The following is a 15,840-nucleotide window of genomic DNA, read 5'->3' on the forward strand; positions in this document are numbered from 1 at the left end:
GAAGAAAAAGAGAAAGAAGAAGGTGGAAATATGAGTTATGCAGATAAAGTGTTTATAGAAATGTGCCGTGATATTATTGATAATGGAACAAGCACAGAAGGAGAAAAAGTGCGACCAAAGTGGGAAGACGGGAGTTATGCGTATACGATCAAGAAGTTTGGAGTAGTAAATCGCTATGATCTGTCAAAGGAATTCCCGGCACTGACACTCCGCCGGACAGGAATCAAGAATTGTGTAGATGAGATGCTCTGGATTTGGCAGAAAAAATCAAATAATATCCATGACTTGAATTCTCACATATGGGATAGTTGGGCAGATGAGGATGGTTCAATCGGGAAAGCTTATGGGTATCAGATGCAGGTAAAGCATCAGTACCGGGAAGGAATGATGGATCAAGTAGATCGTGTAATCTATGATCTGAAAAATAATCCTTACAGCAGAAGAATTATGACAAATATTTATGTACATCAAGATCTTCATGAGATGAATCTTTATCCATGTGCATACAGCATGACTTTTAATGTGACGAAGCGAGAAGACAGTGAGAAACTTGTGCTAAATGGAATTTTAAATCAGCGATCCCAGGATGTATTGGCGGCAAACAACTGGAATGTCTGCCAGTATGCAGTACTTCTGCATATGTTGGCTCAGGTATGTGATATGCAAGTGGGAGAGTTTGTTCATGTAATTGCAGATGCACATATCTATGACAGACACATTCCTTTGATTGAGGAACTGATCAAACGAGAACCACTTCCGGCTCCGAAATTTTGGCTGAATCCGGACATTAAGGATTTCTATGCATTTACACCGGAGGATGTGCGTTTAGATGATTATCAGACCGGACCACAGATTAAAAATATCCCGATCGCTGTGTAGAGAGTTAAAGTCATACAGTATATGGATCGTGTAATCAGAACAAAAACAGAGTTTTGGAGGAAGAAAGATGAATATTATTGTTGCAGTAGACAAAAACTGGGCAATCGGAAAAGATAACAAGCTTCTTGTCAGCATTCCATCTGATATGAAGTTTTTCCGGGAGACGACAACCGGGAAAGTGGTTGTCATGGGAAGAAAGACATTAGAAAGTTTTCCGGGCGGACAGCCGTTGAAGAAGCGGACGAATATTGTGCTGACTTCTGATAGAAATTATAAGGTAAAAGATGCGATTGTCGTGCACACTGTGGAAGAGTTGCTGCAGACACTGAAAGCATATAAACAGGAAGATATCTATGTGATTGGTGGAGAGAGTGTGTACAGACAACTGCTGCCTTACTGTGATACAGCACATATCACAAAAATTGATCATGTCTATGAGGCAGATACTTATTTTCCGAATTTGGATACGGATGAGGAATGGGAGATTACAGGAATCAGCGAAGAACAGACTTATTTTGATCTGGAATATGAATTTGTAAAATACGAGAGAAAATAAAAAATAAAATCGGCTGCCGTGGATGGCACAGAAGTAAATCTGTGAAAATCTGCGGCAGCCTTTTTGTTCAGGAGAAAGGAGTGTAAGTGACTGTCAGGATCTATCGGAAATTTCCGAAGTGTGTTCCTGGATTTGTCTGACATATTCTTTGGGAGTCATTCCGAATTCTTTTTTGAATGCACGGAACAAGTGATTGTAGTTTCCGAGTCCGCAGATTTTGTAAATCTCGATCATCGGGTAGCCTTTTTCCAGCAGCCGTTTACAAAGATCCAGTTTGGATTTGACGATGTAGCGGTGGACAGTCATCCCGGTCTGCCGTTTGAATTCCCGGCAGATGTGGTATTTACTGATGTAAAATTCCTTTTCCAGTCGGTCCAGGGAGATTTCTTCGTGCAGATGATGCTTGATGAAAATGAAAATATCATCGAGAGAAAGGCGGGGGCGCACTTTTGTGTTTGTCTGGAATTCTGTACGGATGCAGGCGCGCAGGACAAGCACGATCAGCATTGTGAGAATGCTGTCTTCAAAGAGCCGGTGGCCGAAATCTGTCTGTTCCTGAGGGAGAGTCAGGAGCTTTTTGGATAGATTTTTGATCAACATAGTAATCTCTGAAGAAGAGTGGACACAAGTACACTCATACGGTACGACATGAAAACAGGATTCCAGATCAGTATTCTCATCGGAGAGACGGGTGAGAAGTTCACTTGTAAATCCGACTTGAAGAAATTTCAGAGGGATTTTCGATGGTGTATATTCTAAGAGAAAAGTAGTGTTTGGGTTTACAAGCAGGATGTCTTCGGTGGCACATAAAAAAGTCTGGTGATTATAGGTGTAGCTGCATTTTCCGGATGTGACAAATAAAATCATATAAAAATTACCGGAGGAAAAGGTTTTCTTTTTCGCATTGGTGTATACATATTCTTTTGCAAAGTATTCTTCACGCATCAGTTATCTCCTAAAATTTGTATTCAAAATACACAAAAAATAAAACTTATTTTTATCTATAATGACTAATATAGATAATATATCAATTTTTGAATATTTTCAAGCAAAAAATGGATATGTTTTCTTATTTCAGAAAGCTATAATACTTTCTAACGACAGCGTTCTGTCAAAGAAATAACAAAGATACAATAAGAAAACATGCGAGGAGGAAATTATTGTGAGAGAGTTTTCCATGAAAGACAAAATTGGCTACACCCTCGGGGATTTGGGGTGCTGCTGTACGGAGCAGTTCAGAGCAATGTTTTTGACAGTGTTCTACACGCTTGTACTGAAAGTAAATCCTGTCCATGTCGGAATCATCCTGCTGATTACAAAAATCTGGGATGCAATCAATGACCCGATCATCGGTGCGATCATCGACTCAAGAAAGTCGACAAAGGGCGGAAGATTTATTCCGTGGATCAAAGCATTCTGTGTTCCGATGGGTGTGCTGTGTGTGATCGGATTTTTAGATGTCAGCAGCTGGGACTATAAATTCAAGTTGGCATATATTTTGATCACCTATATTCTTTATGAGGCGATGTATACTTGTGTAAATGTTCCGTTTGGTTCACTTTCCAGTGTCATGACAGATGATGTCAATCACCGGACAGATTTATCCCGTTACAGAAGCCTTGGCGGAACGATTTTTATGACCGTGATCGTAATTGTAGGGCCGCTTGTACTTTATAAGGACAATAAGCCAGTTGCGTCCAGATTCACTCTGATGGCACTTCTCTGTGCGACAATCGGTGTGTTCTGCCTGATCGTGACAAGCTCCTGGTGTAAGGAACGTATCGAATGGAAGGTGCAGGAAGGCAAGAAATTCAACTATTTAGATGCGCTGAAAAATGTTATCAAGAACAGAGCATTGCTTGGACTGATCTTTTCAAGCCTTGCAGGAATGATTGCAGCAAGTGTTGTAAATGGATTGAATACTTACTTATTTAAAGACTATTTCGGGGATGTGAAAGTAATGTCAATCTCTGGTATGTTAAATACTGTGTATGCAATCATCACATTTATCGGAACAAAATATGTTTCCAAGAAGCTTGGAAAAAAAGAATGGTGTATGTACGGAGCGGGATTTGCAGCACTTGTCTTTGGTATTTTATTCTTTGTACCGGTGAAAAATCCACTTGTATTTATTGCGATCAACGGAATCTGTTATCTCGGAGCAAGTGGTTTTCAGGTGCTGATCTGGGCAATGGTAAATGACGCGATCGATTATCAGGAGTTGATGACAGGAGAAAGAAATGAAGGTATGGTATACTCTACTTACTCTTTCTTCCGGAAGCTGTCATCGGCAGTCAGTGCAAGTCTTAGCAGCTTTACACTTGCAATGATCGGATATAATGTAAATGAAGTAGTACAGACAGCGGCAGTAAAAGCAAATATATGGAAATCTTACACCGCAATCTATGCAGTGGGATATTTGATCGCAGTATTGATTTTATTCTTTGTATATCCATTGTCAAAGAAAAAGACAGAACAAATGTTAGAAGAGCTTGCAAAAAGAAGAGCAAAGGGAAAAGGAGGCAGATAAATGGTCCGTTATATTGAAGTTGAAAATAGAAAAGGAAAAATTCTCCGTGGATTTTTAAATCTTCCGGACGGAGTAGCGCATCCGCCGGTTGTCTTAAATCTACATGGATTTGGAGGAAGTCTGTCCGGGTACAAATATGCACATACACATTTGGCTAGAACACTGGAGGCGGAGGGAATCGCATGTATGCGATTTGATTTCTACGGATGTGGGGAAAGTGACGGAGAGTTTGATGAGATGACATTTACCGGACTGCTTGAGGATGCGGAGGATGCCTATGCATGGCTGAAAAGTCAGTCATGCGTAGACGGGGAGAAAATTATTTTATCCGGTCAGAGTATGGGCGGATTTGTGGCGGCAAGTGCGGCTCCACGTATTCAGCCGTACGGTTTGGTTCTGATGTGTCCGGGAGCAGGCATGTGGTATGGATGCAAAGAGCGTGCAGATTACTTTAAGAATCTCGGAATGACTTTCGCAGATATGGAAGGACTGAGGTTCGGTCTGGAGTTTAACTATGACCTTGCAAAGTATTCACCATTTGAAGACGCAAAAGGATATGAGGGCAGTGTGCTGATCCTGCGTGGAACAAAAGATGAGCTTGTCGATGATAAAACTTGTGAAACATATATGGAATGTTATACCGGAGCGAAAAAATTCGTGAAGATCGAAGGCGGCAATCATAATTTTGCAAGTATTCCGGCAAGAGAAGCGTGTGAGGCAGAAATTGTAAATTATGTAAAAGAGATTATCTGATTTCAGAAAGGCAGGAGAACAAGATGAAATTATTAGAGAGCATTCAAGTAGGGAATACAACACTGAAAAACAGAATTATGTTTCCACCTCTGACGACAGGATATGAGGCAAAGGATGGAAGTATTACTCCGCAGAGTCAGGCGTTTTATGAGAGACTTGCGGAGGGCGGAGTATCGTATATCGTTCTCGGAGATGTGGCGCCGATCAAGACGTTTACACCGGTTCCAAAGTTATGTGAGGACAGTCAGATCGAAAGTTTCCGTAAGCTGGCAGATGCAGTGCATAAACATGGTGCCAAGATCGGAGTACAGATTTTCCATCCAGAATATGATACAGCAAGCATTACAGAACTGTTCTTAAAAGGAGATTTTGAAGGACTCCGCGCAAAAATGAAACATGATATGATGCATTTCATCGATGAGGTATCAGAAGAAAGCCTGCAGGAGATCATTAAAAAAATGTGTGAATGTGCAAAGCGGGCACAGACAGCCGGAATCGATGCCATCCAGGTGCATGGAGACCGTCTGGTCGGAGCACTTTCCAGCACAATTTTAAACCACAGAACAGATAAGTATGGTGGAAGTCTTGAGAACCGTACAAGATTTGCCATCGAGCTTGTGACAGCGCTCAGAAAAGCAGTTCCAGATATGATCATTGATTACAAGTTGGCTGTTGTTACTCCACAGAGAGGAAAGGGCGGAGTGATCGCAGAGGAAGCGGTTATATTTGCAAAATGGCTTGAGGAAGCCGGAGTAGATATGCTCCATGTGGCACAGGCAAATCATACTGGGAATATGGCAGATACCATTCCACCGATGGGTGTTCAGCCATATGCATTCTTTGCTGACATTGCAGGAAAAGTGAAAGAACAGGTCAATATTCCAGTCAGCACTGTTGGAAGAATCGTAAGTCCGGCGCTTGCAGAGAGTATCCTGGAAAGTGGAAAGGCAGATATTATCGGACTGGGTAGACCGCTTCTTGCAGATCCGGATTGGGGCAAAAAGCTGGAAGAAGGTAATGGAGATCAGATCCGCCAGTGCATCATGTGCAACAAAGGATGTACAGACCGGATCCAGAACAGACAATTCTTAAGCTGTATTTTAAATGCAGAAAACGGATATGAATTAGAGAGAAAGATCACACCTGCAGAGACACCAAAGAAAGTTGTTGTAGTCGGCGGAGGCCCGGCAGGACTGGAAGCTGCGAGAGTTGCGGCATTAAAAGGACATCAGGTGACCCTGTTTGAAGAGAAGACAGTTCTCGGAGGACAGATTCAGATCGCTAAAGTTCCGCCGAGAAAAGAAGAGCTGGAACGTGCGCTTGTTTACCTGACAAATGCAGTAAAAGAGGCCGGTGTGGAAATTTTCTGTGGAAAGAAAGTGACAGAGGATGATCTGCTTGCTTATGGAGCAGATGCAGTGATCGTTGCGACCGGAGCTTCTAACATGATGCTCCCAATCCCAGGGGCAGACCGCACACGCGTATGCAGTGCATGGGATGTGCTGGAAGGAACTGCACAGGTATATGGAAGAGCAGCTGTGATCGGTGGTGGAATGGTAGGATGTGAAACCGCAGAATATCTGGCAGAGAGAGGGTGTGAAGTAAGTATCATCGAAATGCTGGATAAGATTGCAAACGGAGAGAGCAGTACAATTCTCCCTACTTTGATGGAAAATTTTGAAAAAAATCACGTTGCTCAGTATGTATCTCATAAAGTAGAGAGTATCGGAGAGAAGTCAGTCGTATGTAAGACAGGAGATGATGAGACGAAAGAAATCCCTTATGATTTTGTTGTGATGGCAGTAGGAGCAAAAGCAAATACATTTGAGACGGAGAAATTAGAGAAAGCAGGCATTGCAGTGACAAAGATCGGAGACTGCAAAGACCGTGCATCGGATATCGAAAATGCAATAAAATCAGGATACGATGCGGCAAATGCGATTGCATAGGAGAAAATATAGATTTATCCAAAGATGAAAGCGTAGAAGTGGATAAAACGAGAAGAAAAGTAAGAAAGCCAGTGATGGTAAACAGAGAAGAAACCTCTGCCTGCCATTGCCGGCTTTTTTGTTGGAATATAATAAGATAGAAAAACAGTTGTTTTCTTCCACGTTTGTGGTAAAATTGTCACGATATGCAAATGAGAGAATAGGAAGGAATAACGAAGATGAAAAAAAGTGTAAATCTACTGGAGGGATCGATTTTCCCATCACTGACCAAGCTTGCTCTTCCAATCATGGCGACATCTCTTGTACAGATGGCGTATAATATGACGGATATGATCTGGATTGGAAGAATCAGCAGTGATGCGGTGGCAGCGGTCGGCGCAGCGGGAATGTATATGTGGCTCGCCAATGGGCTTGCAACACTTGCGAAAATGGGCGGGCAGGTAAAGGTTGCACACGCAATCGGAGCGAAAGATTATGAGGAAGCGACGGTATTTACAAAGAGCGTACTGCAGCTTGGAATTTTATTTGGAATCATTTATGGGTTGGCAGCGGTACTTTTTGCAGGACCTCTGATCAGTTTTTTCCATTTGAATAGTCCGCAGGTCGTTGCGGATGCGAGGATTTATCTCCAAGTGACTTGCGGGGGAGTGATCTTTTCCTTTTTAAATCAGATATTTACCGGGATCATGACTGCTATGGGAAATAGCAGGATTTCTTTTATGGCAACTGCAGTAGGACTTTTGATCAACATTGTTTTAGATCCACTGTTGATTTTTGGAGCCGGACCGATTCCTAAAATGGGGGTGCTCGGAGCGGCTGTGGCTACGGTTCTTGCCCAGACAGTTGTGACAGCAATGTTTCTGTGGGCAGCATTTCATGAGGAGACAGTCTTTCAGAAAGTGAGGATTTTATCCGGGATCCATAGAGAACATATGCTGCTTCTGATCAAAATTGGTCTGCCAAGTGCAGTACAGAGTATGATATTTACAGGGATCTCGATGATCATTGCACGTTTGATTGCGGGATTTGGGGATTCCGCTGTGGCAGTGCAGAAAGTCGGATCGCAGATTGAGTCCATCTCCTGGATGACCGCAGAAGGATTTGCAGCCGCAGTCAATTCGTTTGTAGCGCAGAACTATGGAGCAGACAATATCAAACGTGTAAAGAAGGGATACCGGATTGCAATGGGAGTTGTCACTGTTTGGGGGATTTTCTGTACGATTCTTCTGATCGGATGTCCAGAGGTGATCTTCCGAATTTTTATCCCAGATGACAAGATTTTGCCGATGGGAGTTGATTATCTAAGAATTTTAGGGTATTCACAGTTGTTTATGTGTGCGGAAATTACGACTGGGGGCGCTTTTGCGGGGATTGGGAAGACATTGCCGCCATCTATTGTCAGTGTAATCCTGACTACTGCAAGAATTCCGATGGCGATGCTCTTGACTGCAACTGCACTTGGATTAAATGGAATCTGGTGGAGCATTACAATCTCAAGCATTTTAAAAGGAATTTGTCTGTTGGTAGGGTTCCTTATTTATATGAAGAGATTGAAACCACGAAAAACGTTATTGGGAAGTCAATAGTAAAGAGGTGTAAAATGCCATCATGAAATGCAGCGGCAGATCATGATGGCAAATAAGAAACATTAATTCAGATGGAATACCTGTGTGGCAATCGAAAAATAGATAATGATCGAGCAGGTATCTACAAGTGTTGTGATCAGAGGTGCAGCCATGATTGCTGGATCTAAGTGAACTTTCTTAGCGGCAAGCGGAAGCACACAGCCGATCAATTTGGATAAAATCACGGTTGCAATCAGGGAAAGGCCGATGACAACAGCAAGTTTCATGTCGTGGTAGACAAGGAAAATCCGAAGTCCATTTGCAAAGGCGAGGACGACACTGACGATCAGTGCAATCCGGAATTCTTTGAAGATGACTTTGAAAATGTCCCGGAAACGTATTTCATTCAGCGCCAGACCGCGGATGATCAGTGTAGAACTCTGGGAACCACAGTTTCCGCCGGTATCCATCAGCATTGGAATGAAGGAGACAAGGAGCGGGATTGCGGAGAAGGCATCCTCGTATCTTGTGATGATGGCGCCTGTAATGGAGGCGGAGAGCATCAGGACAAGGAGCCACACGATACGGTTTTTGGCGTGAGAAAATACGGAAGTTTCAAAGTAAGATTTCTCACTTGGGTTCATTGCCGCCATGATCGTGATATCTTCGGTAGCCTCTTCCACCATGACATCCATCGCATCATCGACTGTGACAATCCCGACCATCAGACCGCCGGTGTCAAGGATCGGAATTGCAAGCAGTCCATATTTGGAAAACAGTTGGGCAACTTCCTCCTGGTCTGTGTGAGTGGTAGCGGAAATAATCTCGGTCTCCATGATTTCGGAGATGACAGTATCGTCATTCATCGTCATCAAGTCTTTGGCAGAGACGATTCCAATCAACTTTCTGCGCTCCAGAACATAGCAGGTATAGATGGTTTCTTTGTGGATGCCGACCTGTTTGATGTGTGCCATAGCCTCTTTGACAGTCATGGACTGGTGGAGGGAGACATATTCGGTTGTCATAATGCTGCCGGCGCTGTCCTCAGGATAATTCAACAGAAGATTAATGCTGTTTCTCTTGCTGCTGTCCACTGCATTGAGAATGCGGGTGACAAGATTGGCCGGAAGCTCTTCGAGAAGATCCACAGTATCATCCATATATAGATCGTCGAGGATTTCTTTCAATTCTTTTTCGGTAAACATTTCTACAAGGTTTGTCTGCATTGTATTAGACATATTGGAAAACACATCAGCAGCCTTGTCTTTTGGGATCAGACGAAAGGCAATCGCAAGTTCTTTTTCGTTGAGCTCTTCTAATAAAAGAGCGATATCGACCACATTCATTACATCTAAAATACTATGGACGGCTTTGAAATCACCTTTGATTAGAAGTTCTGTAAAAATTTTAGCATTCATAAATATACACCCCTTTCTGGAAGTTGATAGAAATTCAGTAAAAACAAGAAAGTATATGAAATAAAAAAATCTCCGACATGCCTGAAAGATGTCGAAGATGGAAATACAAATATACCCTATATTTCTGTCTGAAAGGACGATCGTTCAAGCTTTAGCATCATAGGGCGTAAAAATTGCATTAGGTTATGCCTTATTACGACATAGCCTGCTAACCAACTAATTGTGTCTCCACAATTTTGCGGCAGCAATCTTAGGAAAATCCAAATCCCTATGGTAGCCTCACCTACCGAATTTCTCATATTTTTTGTTCGGTTTCATTGTAGTTGATTATGATTATAATGTCAAGAAAAAAAATATTGAGAAAATCTTTCTAGAAATTTTTGAAATGGAGCTGCTTTTTTTCGTGTATTTAAAACCGAGATATGATATGATATTTGTAGTAATGAATTTTAGAAAGGAGCATGTTATGTATCACTATATGTATCATTATGGAAGTCCGGAAGGGATGGTTTTGCCAACTGTTTATTTGCTTATATTCGCAGGTGCCCTTTTTGTGGCGGCAGTAGAATACATTTTTCTTGGAATGGGCTTGTATCGTATGGCGGCAAATAGAAACCATCCTTCTCCGTGGATGGCATTTGTTCCATTTGCAAGAACTTATTTAAGAGGTGAGTTGTCAGGAGATATTTATCTGAAGAAACGCTCTGTGAAAAATCCGGGACTCTTGCTTGTGCTTATGCCGATTGCTTACAGCGTCATTGTCAGCTGCCTGTTTCTGGTGTGTTTTATGTTCGCGATATTTGGTGCGAGTGTGATGATAAACGGAGGTGTTGAGGCAGTCGTTTCGGTGCTGTTATTTGCCTTCGCTATACCGGTTCTGGTCATTTCGATTGTTTATCAAGCGGTGATGAGTGTGTTGAATGTACTGGTGGATTATCAGATTTACAGCCGGTATATGCCACTGCATCTTGCAGTAATCCATGCGGTTTTAGGTATTTTTGTGCCGCTTTACAGAGGAATCTACCTGTTTTATATCAGAAAAACACCGTGTTATGGAATGGGGCAGCAGAGAACGGACAGGCAGGAACGCGCACAGACAGTTGTAAAGGATGCTGTGCAGAAAGAGGCGCAGGCAAATGCGGATGTGCCTGCGGGAAATACAGAGGTCCCTTCAGAAGAGCAGTCTGTCGAAAAAAATGAGGCTGCTTGTGGCGAAGGCGCTGGAAAGGAAGAAAAGTAATTGGAAGCGTATACAAGTTTTGCGTCAGTCTATGATATCTTTATGGATAATATTCCATATGAAGAGTGGGCAGAATATCTGTCAAGGTTGTTGGCCGAGTATGAAGTGACAGATGGAATTGTATTAGATCTTGGATGTGGAACCGGAACTCTGACAGAACTGATGGCTGCGCGTGGATTTGACATGATCGGTGTGGATTATTCGGAGGAGATGCTGGAAATCGCGATGGAGAAGCGGGCAGAATCTGGAAGGGATATTTTGTATCTGCTTCAGGATATGAGGGAGTTTGAATTGTATGGGACTGTCCGTGCAGTGATCAGTATCTGTGACTCTCTTAACTATATTACAGAGGAAGCGGAGTTGGAAGAAGTTTTCAGGCTTGTCAATAATTATCTAGATCCGGAAGGTGTATTTATATTTGATTTTAATACGGTATATAAATACCGGGAGATCCTGGGAGATCAGACAATCGCGGAGAGCCGGGAAGACTGTAGCTTTATCTGGGACAATTATTATTATGAAGAGGAGCAGATCAATGAATATGAGTTGAGTCTGTTTCTTCAGGAAGAGGGAAATTTATATCGAAAATATGTCGAGACACATTACCAGAAAGGGTATGAGCTGGAGACAGTCAAAAGGCTGCTGGAGAAATCCGGCATGAAGTTTGTCACTGCATACGATGCATTTACAAGGAATCCACCGACAAAAGAAAGCGAGCGAGTCTATGTGATCGCAAGGGAATCTGGAAAGTGCAGGGAATAGATCAGAGACAGATCAGAAACAGAAAACAATGAAAGAGGAAGAAATTTATGACAGATTATATTGTAAGAGCAACAGCAGCAAATAATCAGATTCGTGCATTTGCTGCAACAACAAAAGAGACCGTGGAGGCAGCGAGACAGGCACATAATACAAGCCCGGTCGCAACGGCTGCGCTTGGAAGACTTTTGACGGGCGGCGCGATGATGGGAAGCATGATGAAAAATGACAGTGATATGTTAACGATCCAAATCAAAGGAGATGGTCCGATCGGAGGGCTTACAGTCACTGCAGACAGTAAGGGAAATGTAAAGGGCTATGTGGAACACCCGGAGGTCATGCTCCCACCGAATGCACAGGGGAAACTCGATGTGGCAGGAGCGCTTGGGATTGGTTTGATTTCCGTAATCAAAGATATGGGATTGAAAGAGCCATATGTAGGGCAGACAATTCTTCAGACGAGTGAGATCGCGGAAGATCTGACTTATTATTTTGCAACTTCTGAGCAGGTGCCATCTTCGGTAGGACTTGGTGTACTGATGGAACACGACAATACCGTGAAGCAGGCGGGAGGATTTATTGTACAGCTGATGCCATTTGTAGATGACGATGTTGTAGACAGACTGGAAGCAAATATTAAGAAAATTTCTTCTGTGACTTCTATGTTGGACAAAGGAATGACACCGGAGGAGATTTTAGAAGAAGTACTGGATGGATTTGAAGTAGAAGTAAAAGATACAATGCCGGCACAGTTTTACTGTAACTGCACAAAAGAACGTGTAGAGAAAGCAATCATCAGCATTGGGAAGAAAGATATTCAGGAGATGATCGAAGATGGAAAGCCGATTGAGGTCAACTGCCATTTCTGTGGGAAGAGTTATGAATTTTCTGTGGAAGAATTAAAGACATTGATCAAAAAAGCAACTAGATAATCAGAAGGAGCAGAGAGTATGAAGCAGGGATTTGTAAAAGTGGCAGCTGTCACACCGAATATGCGTGTGGCAGACGTTGAATATAATGTAAATGAAATCTGCAGAATGATTGATGAGACGACAGAGCAGGGAGCAAAGGTCATTGCGTTTCCAGAGTTATGTATTACCGGATACACGTGTGGAGACCTGTTCTCACAGGAAATTCTTTTGCGTGAGGCAAAACAAGGATTATATCGGATTGCAGAGTATACAAAGGAGAAAGATGCACTTATTTTTGTGGGAGTCCCTTATGAAGTCGCGGGAAAGCTTTATAATACAGCAGCGGCACTAAATCATGGGAAGGTTTTAGGATTGGTGACGAAGACATTTCTTCCTAATTATGGAGAATTTTATGAAATGCGCCAGTTTCAGGCAGGACCACAGTCCGTACAGATGATCGAGACGGAAGGACACAGGATTCCGTTTGGTCCGAGGCTGCTCTTTCAGGCGGAGACGATGAAGCATCTCGTTGTATCTGCGGAAATTTGCGAGGATGTGTGGTCTGCCGTACCGCCAAGTATCGAGGCAGCGGTTGAGGGTGCGACATTGATCGTCAATTGTTCAGCGAGCAATGAGATTGCGGGAAAAGAAGAGTATAGAAGGAGTCTGATCGCGGGGCAGTCTGCACGTCTTCTTGCCGGATATATATATGCAAATGCGGGAGAAGGGGAGTCTACGACAGATCTTGTGTTTGGAGGACATAATATTATTGCAGAAAATGGAGAGATTTTAAAAGAATCCAAGCGTTTTACGAGTGGCGCAATTTATTCGGAGATCGATGTGGAGATGCTTCTTGGAGAGCGTAGAAAGAATACTACTTTCCAGAGAAAGGGAGAGTATTCGATTCCTTACATTCCGTTTGAGATTGAGAAAGAAGAGACCATGTTGACAAGGAAGATTCCGATGTCTCCGTTTGTTCCGGAGAATAAGGTTACGCGCAGCAGACAGTGTGAGGAAATTTTGATGATCCAGGCCGTCGGTCTGAAAAAGCGGATGCTGCACACGAACTGTCAGCGTGCAGTAGTTGGAATTTCAGGGGGGCTCGATTCTACTCTGGCATTGCTTGTTACTGCAAAATCGTTTGATCTTCTCGGAATTGACAGAAGTCAGATTCTGTCAGTGACGATGCCTTGTTTTGGAACAACAGACAGGACTTATCAAAATGCATGCAGATTGACGGAAAAGCTTGGAGCTACGTTGAGAGAAATTCCGATTCAGAATGCAGTTAGGGTACATTTTGAAGACATCGGGCAGTCCGAGGAAGAGCATGATGTCACCTATGAGAATGCGCAGGCGAGAGAGCGGACACAGATTCTCATGGATCTGGCGAACAAGACAAATGGGATGGTCATTGGAACCGGGGATATGTCAGAACTTGCACTTGGATGGGCAACTTACAGTGGAGATCACATGTCTATGTATGGAGTCAATGCCTCTGTGCCGAAGACATTGGTATATCATCTTGTAAGATATTATGCTGAAGAATGTGAAGATCCAGAATTAAAGGGACTACTCTTTGATATTTTGGATACGCCGGTAAGCCCAGAGCTTCTGCCGCCTAAGGATGGGGAAATCGTGCAGAAGACAGAAGAAACTGTAGGACCGTATGAACTACACGATTTCTATCTCTATTATGTTTTGAGATTCGGTTATGAACCGTCGAAGATATATCGTTTGGCAAAATATGCGTTTGGTGGGATTTATGAAGATGAGATAATTTTGAAGTGGCTGAAAAAATTTTATTGGAGATTTTTCTCTCAGCAGTTTAAACGATCTTGTCTTCCGGATGGACCGAAGACAGGAACAGTGTCGCTTTCGCCAAGAGGCGACTGGCGGATGCCGAGTGATGCATGTGTGACACTTTGGCAGAAAGATTTGGATGCACTAGAATAGACTAAGAAGAGGATTCTACAGAGATTTCTCATTTGGAATAAAATAGTTTCCCCTAAGTCTTAATAAAGAGTATAAAAATAGGGGGCTATCGGTTAATACCGATTTTTAGGCTCTAAATCTTAAAATACGAATCTCCCATAGAAATCAGTATTTTTAATACTTGAACTTCTTTAGGAGATTCGTATTTTTTTCTTTTCTGTATGTATTTTAGGACGCAAAAACCCCTTGACTGCATTTTTGAAAGCATCCTTTTTCTAAGCAGTCTTTTCTTCGGTTTTTCCTTCAAATTTCTTGATCTCATCATGAAGAAAACGATGGTATTTATTTATATTTCTTCCAATCGCATACAGCATGAATTCTTTGTATACTTTTTCTGCTGTCCGGTAATTAAAACGGCGAAAACCGTCATTTTCTTTGATGTCTCCAAAATGTCCTTCCGTCTGAATGGAACGGATCTGCCGGTTCAAAATCCCCTTCTCGCTCTGGATATTTGCATGGGATTCTTCTTTTAAAACTTCCCATTGTTCATTGATCTTCATGACTTTATTTTTCTCTGCATCTTTTTCAGCATTATATTTATAGAGACATTTTGCTTTATGTCCACAGCCACTACAATCTGCACATCCATACACCTCAAATGTTTGTGTATAACCAGACTGTTCTTTTTTCTCAGTCCTGATATGATGAAGTTCTCTTCCATCATGACAGACGTAATAAAGTTCATCCTCAAAGATCTGCGTTTTCATGTTGTAATACTTCCCAATATCTTCTGTGTATGCACGCGTTTTTCGCTTTTCATGATCCTGCAGCTTAATATAACTGGTGATTTTATGATCCCTTAAGTACAGAAGATTCTTTTCACTACAATAACCACTGTCGGCAGTTACTTCTTCCAAAATTTCTCCAAATGCGTTTTTATGCTTTTCTAACACAGGAATCAATGTATTATAATCTGTCCGGTCATTACTTACATATGTCTGAACAATGAAATAATTCTCTACTGCTATCTGAATGTTATATGCTGCTTTTAGTTGTCCATTTAGCATATGGTCTTCTTTCATTCTCATAAAGGTAGCTTCTAAATCTGTCTTGGAATAACTGTTCCTGTCTCTTCCCATGATCTCAAAGCATTCTTTGTATCCCATCAGGCGTTCACCGCAGGCTTCCAGTTCCTCATATAATTGCTGGATTTCCGGTTTTTTCTTTCCTTTTCCATAAACAAACTCGATCTGTTCCTGCTCTACAATCTGAAGAAGATTTTTCTGGAGTTTCACAATCTCCAACGGAGAACAATTGTCAATTTCGATGATGGTATTATTGGATAACT

General features: G+C 42.2%; 13 protein-coding genes and 1 riboswitch. Of the genes, 10 read left to right on the top strand and 3 right to left on the bottom strand.

Annotated features, from left to right (window positions below):
- Positions 1-30: 30 nt before the first annotated feature.
- Both thyA and ACESPO_RS09500 read left to right on the top strand, forming a co-directional pair.
- Positions 31-879: a thymidylate synthase gene (gene thyA, locus ACESPO_RS09495; protein WP_499788750.1), complete on the top strand. Its 849-nt coding sequence runs from the start codon at positions 31-33 to the stop codon at positions 877-879.
- A gap of 67 nt (positions 880-946) precedes the next feature.
- On the top strand, positions 947-1,435 hold the full coding sequence (locus ACESPO_RS09500; protein WP_009262904.1) for a dihydrofolate reductase: 489 nt from the start codon (positions 947-949) through the stop codon (positions 1,433-1,435).
- Between the two features lie 93 nt (positions 1,436-1,528).
- Here ACESPO_RS09500 and ACESPO_RS09505 read toward each other — a convergent pair whose 3' ends face one another.
- The gene (locus ACESPO_RS09505; RefSeq protein WP_120093054.1) at positions 1,529-2,380 is read right to left on the bottom strand and encodes an AraC family transcriptional regulator; all 852 of its coding nucleotides are present in this window, start codon (positions 2,378-2,380) and stop codon (positions 1,529-1,531) included.
- 217 nt (positions 2,381-2,597) lie between these two features.
- On the opposite strand from ACESPO_RS09505, the gene ACESPO_RS09510 reads away from it, so the two are divergent.
- From ACESPO_RS09510 to ACESPO_RS09525, 4 genes are all read left to right on the top strand, one after another.
- Entirely contained in the window at positions 2,598-3,965 is a 1,368-nt protein-coding gene (locus tag ACESPO_RS09510) for an MFS transporter (protein ID WP_008976419.1), read from the top strand.
- Positions 3,966-4,718 carry an alpha/beta hydrolase family protein gene (locus ACESPO_RS09515; protein ID WP_016440054.1) on the top strand — a complete coding sequence of 251 codons (753 nt, stop codon included), beginning with the start codon at positions 3,966-3,968 and terminating at the stop codon, positions 4,716-4,718.
- A gap of 23 nt (positions 4,719-4,741) precedes the next feature.
- Entirely contained in the window at positions 4,742-6,667 is a 1,926-nt protein-coding gene (gene bilR / locus ACESPO_RS09520; RefSeq protein WP_120093048.1) for a bilirubin reductase, long form, read from the top strand.
- 218 nt (positions 6,668-6,885) lie between these two features.
- Positions 6,886-8,253 (top strand): MATE family efflux transporter, encoded by a 1,368-nt coding sequence (locus ACESPO_RS09525; protein WP_499788751.1) that lies wholly within the window; start codon positions 6,886-6,888, stop codon positions 8,251-8,253.
- Positions 8,254-8,315: 62 nt separating this feature from the next.
- Here ACESPO_RS09525 and mgtE read toward each other — a convergent pair whose 3' ends face one another.
- Positions 8,316-9,650 (bottom strand): magnesium transporter, encoded by a 1,335-nt coding sequence (gene mgtE / locus ACESPO_RS09530; RefSeq protein ID WP_008976415.1) that lies wholly within the window; start codon positions 9,648-9,650, stop codon positions 8,316-8,318.
- A 128-nt stretch (positions 9,651-9,778) separates the two neighbouring features.
- Positions 9,779-9,948: riboswitch (M-box (ykoK) riboswitch) on the bottom strand.
- Between the two features lie 168 nt (positions 9,949-10,116).
- Here mgtE and ACESPO_RS09535 point away from each other — a divergent pair.
- Genes ACESPO_RS09535 through ACESPO_RS09550 form a run of 4 tightly spaced genes read left to right on the top strand, consistent with a single transcriptional unit; the run spans position 10,117 to position 14,513 of the window.
- A complete protein-coding gene (locus ACESPO_RS09535) occupies positions 10,117-10,890 on the top strand; it encodes a hypothetical protein (RefSeq protein ID WP_120093062.1) in 774 nt (257 codons plus the stop codon).
- On the top strand, positions 10,891-11,652 hold the full coding sequence (locus ACESPO_RS09540; protein ID WP_009262898.1) for a class I SAM-dependent DNA methyltransferase: 762 nt from the start codon (positions 10,891-10,893) through the stop codon (positions 11,650-11,652).
- 47 nt (positions 11,653-11,699) lie between these two features.
- Entirely contained in the window at positions 11,700-12,581 is an 882-nt protein-coding gene (gene hslO, locus ACESPO_RS09545) for an Hsp33 family molecular chaperone HslO (protein ID WP_009262897.1), read from the top strand.
- Between the two features lie 18 nt (positions 12,582-12,599).
- Positions 12,600-14,513 carry an NAD(+) synthase gene (locus ACESPO_RS09550; protein WP_120105059.1) on the top strand — a complete coding sequence of 638 codons (1,914 nt, stop codon included), beginning with the start codon at positions 12,600-12,602 and terminating at the stop codon, positions 14,511-14,513.
- A 254-nt stretch (positions 14,514-14,767) separates the two neighbouring features.
- Here ACESPO_RS09550 and ACESPO_RS09555 read toward each other — a convergent pair.
- On the bottom strand, positions 14,768-15,840 hold a 1,073-nt coding region (locus ACESPO_RS09555; protein WP_499788752.1), incomplete at its 5' end, for a transposase.

It is taken from the genome of Coprococcus sp. HPP0074 (genome assembly GCF_964238105.1).
GTDB lineage: Bacteria > Bacillota > Clostridia > Lachnospirales > Lachnospiraceae > Faecalimonas > Faecalimonas umbilicata.

Coding starts and splice junctions, on each gene's coding strand:
- ACESPO_RS09550 (WP_120105059.1), top strand. CDS start 12,600: ATGAAGCAGGGATTTGTAAAAGTGGCAGCTGTCACACCGAATATGCGT.
- hslO (WP_009262897.1), top strand. CDS start 11,700: ATGACAGATTATATTGTAAGAGCAACAGCAGCAAATAATCAGATTCGT.
- thyA (WP_499788750.1), top strand. CDS start 31: ATGAGTTATGCAGATAAAGTGTTTATAGAAATGTGCCGTGATATTATT.
- ACESPO_RS09500 (WP_009262904.1), top strand. CDS start 947: ATGAATATTATTGTTGCAGTAGACAAAAACTGGGCAATCGGAAAAGAT.
- ACESPO_RS09535 (WP_120093062.1), top strand. CDS start 10,117: ATGTATCACTATATGTATCATTATGGAAGTCCGGAAGGGATGGTTTTG.
- ACESPO_RS09505 (WP_120093054.1), bottom strand. CDS start 2,380: ATGCGTGAAGAATACTTTGCAAAAGAATATGTATACACCAATGCGAAA.
- ACESPO_RS09515 (WP_016440054.1), top strand. CDS start 3,966: ATGGTCCGTTATATTGAAGTTGAAAATAGAAAAGGAAAAATTCTCCGT.
- bilR (WP_120093048.1), top strand. CDS start 4,742: ATGAAATTATTAGAGAGCATTCAAGTAGGGAATACAACACTGAAAAAC.
- mgtE (WP_008976415.1), bottom strand. CDS start 9,650: ATGAATGCTAAAATTTTTACAGAACTTCTAATCAAAGGTGATTTCAAA.
- ACESPO_RS09525 (WP_499788751.1), top strand. CDS start 6,886: ATGAAAAAAAGTGTAAATCTACTGGAGGGATCGATTTTCCCATCACTG.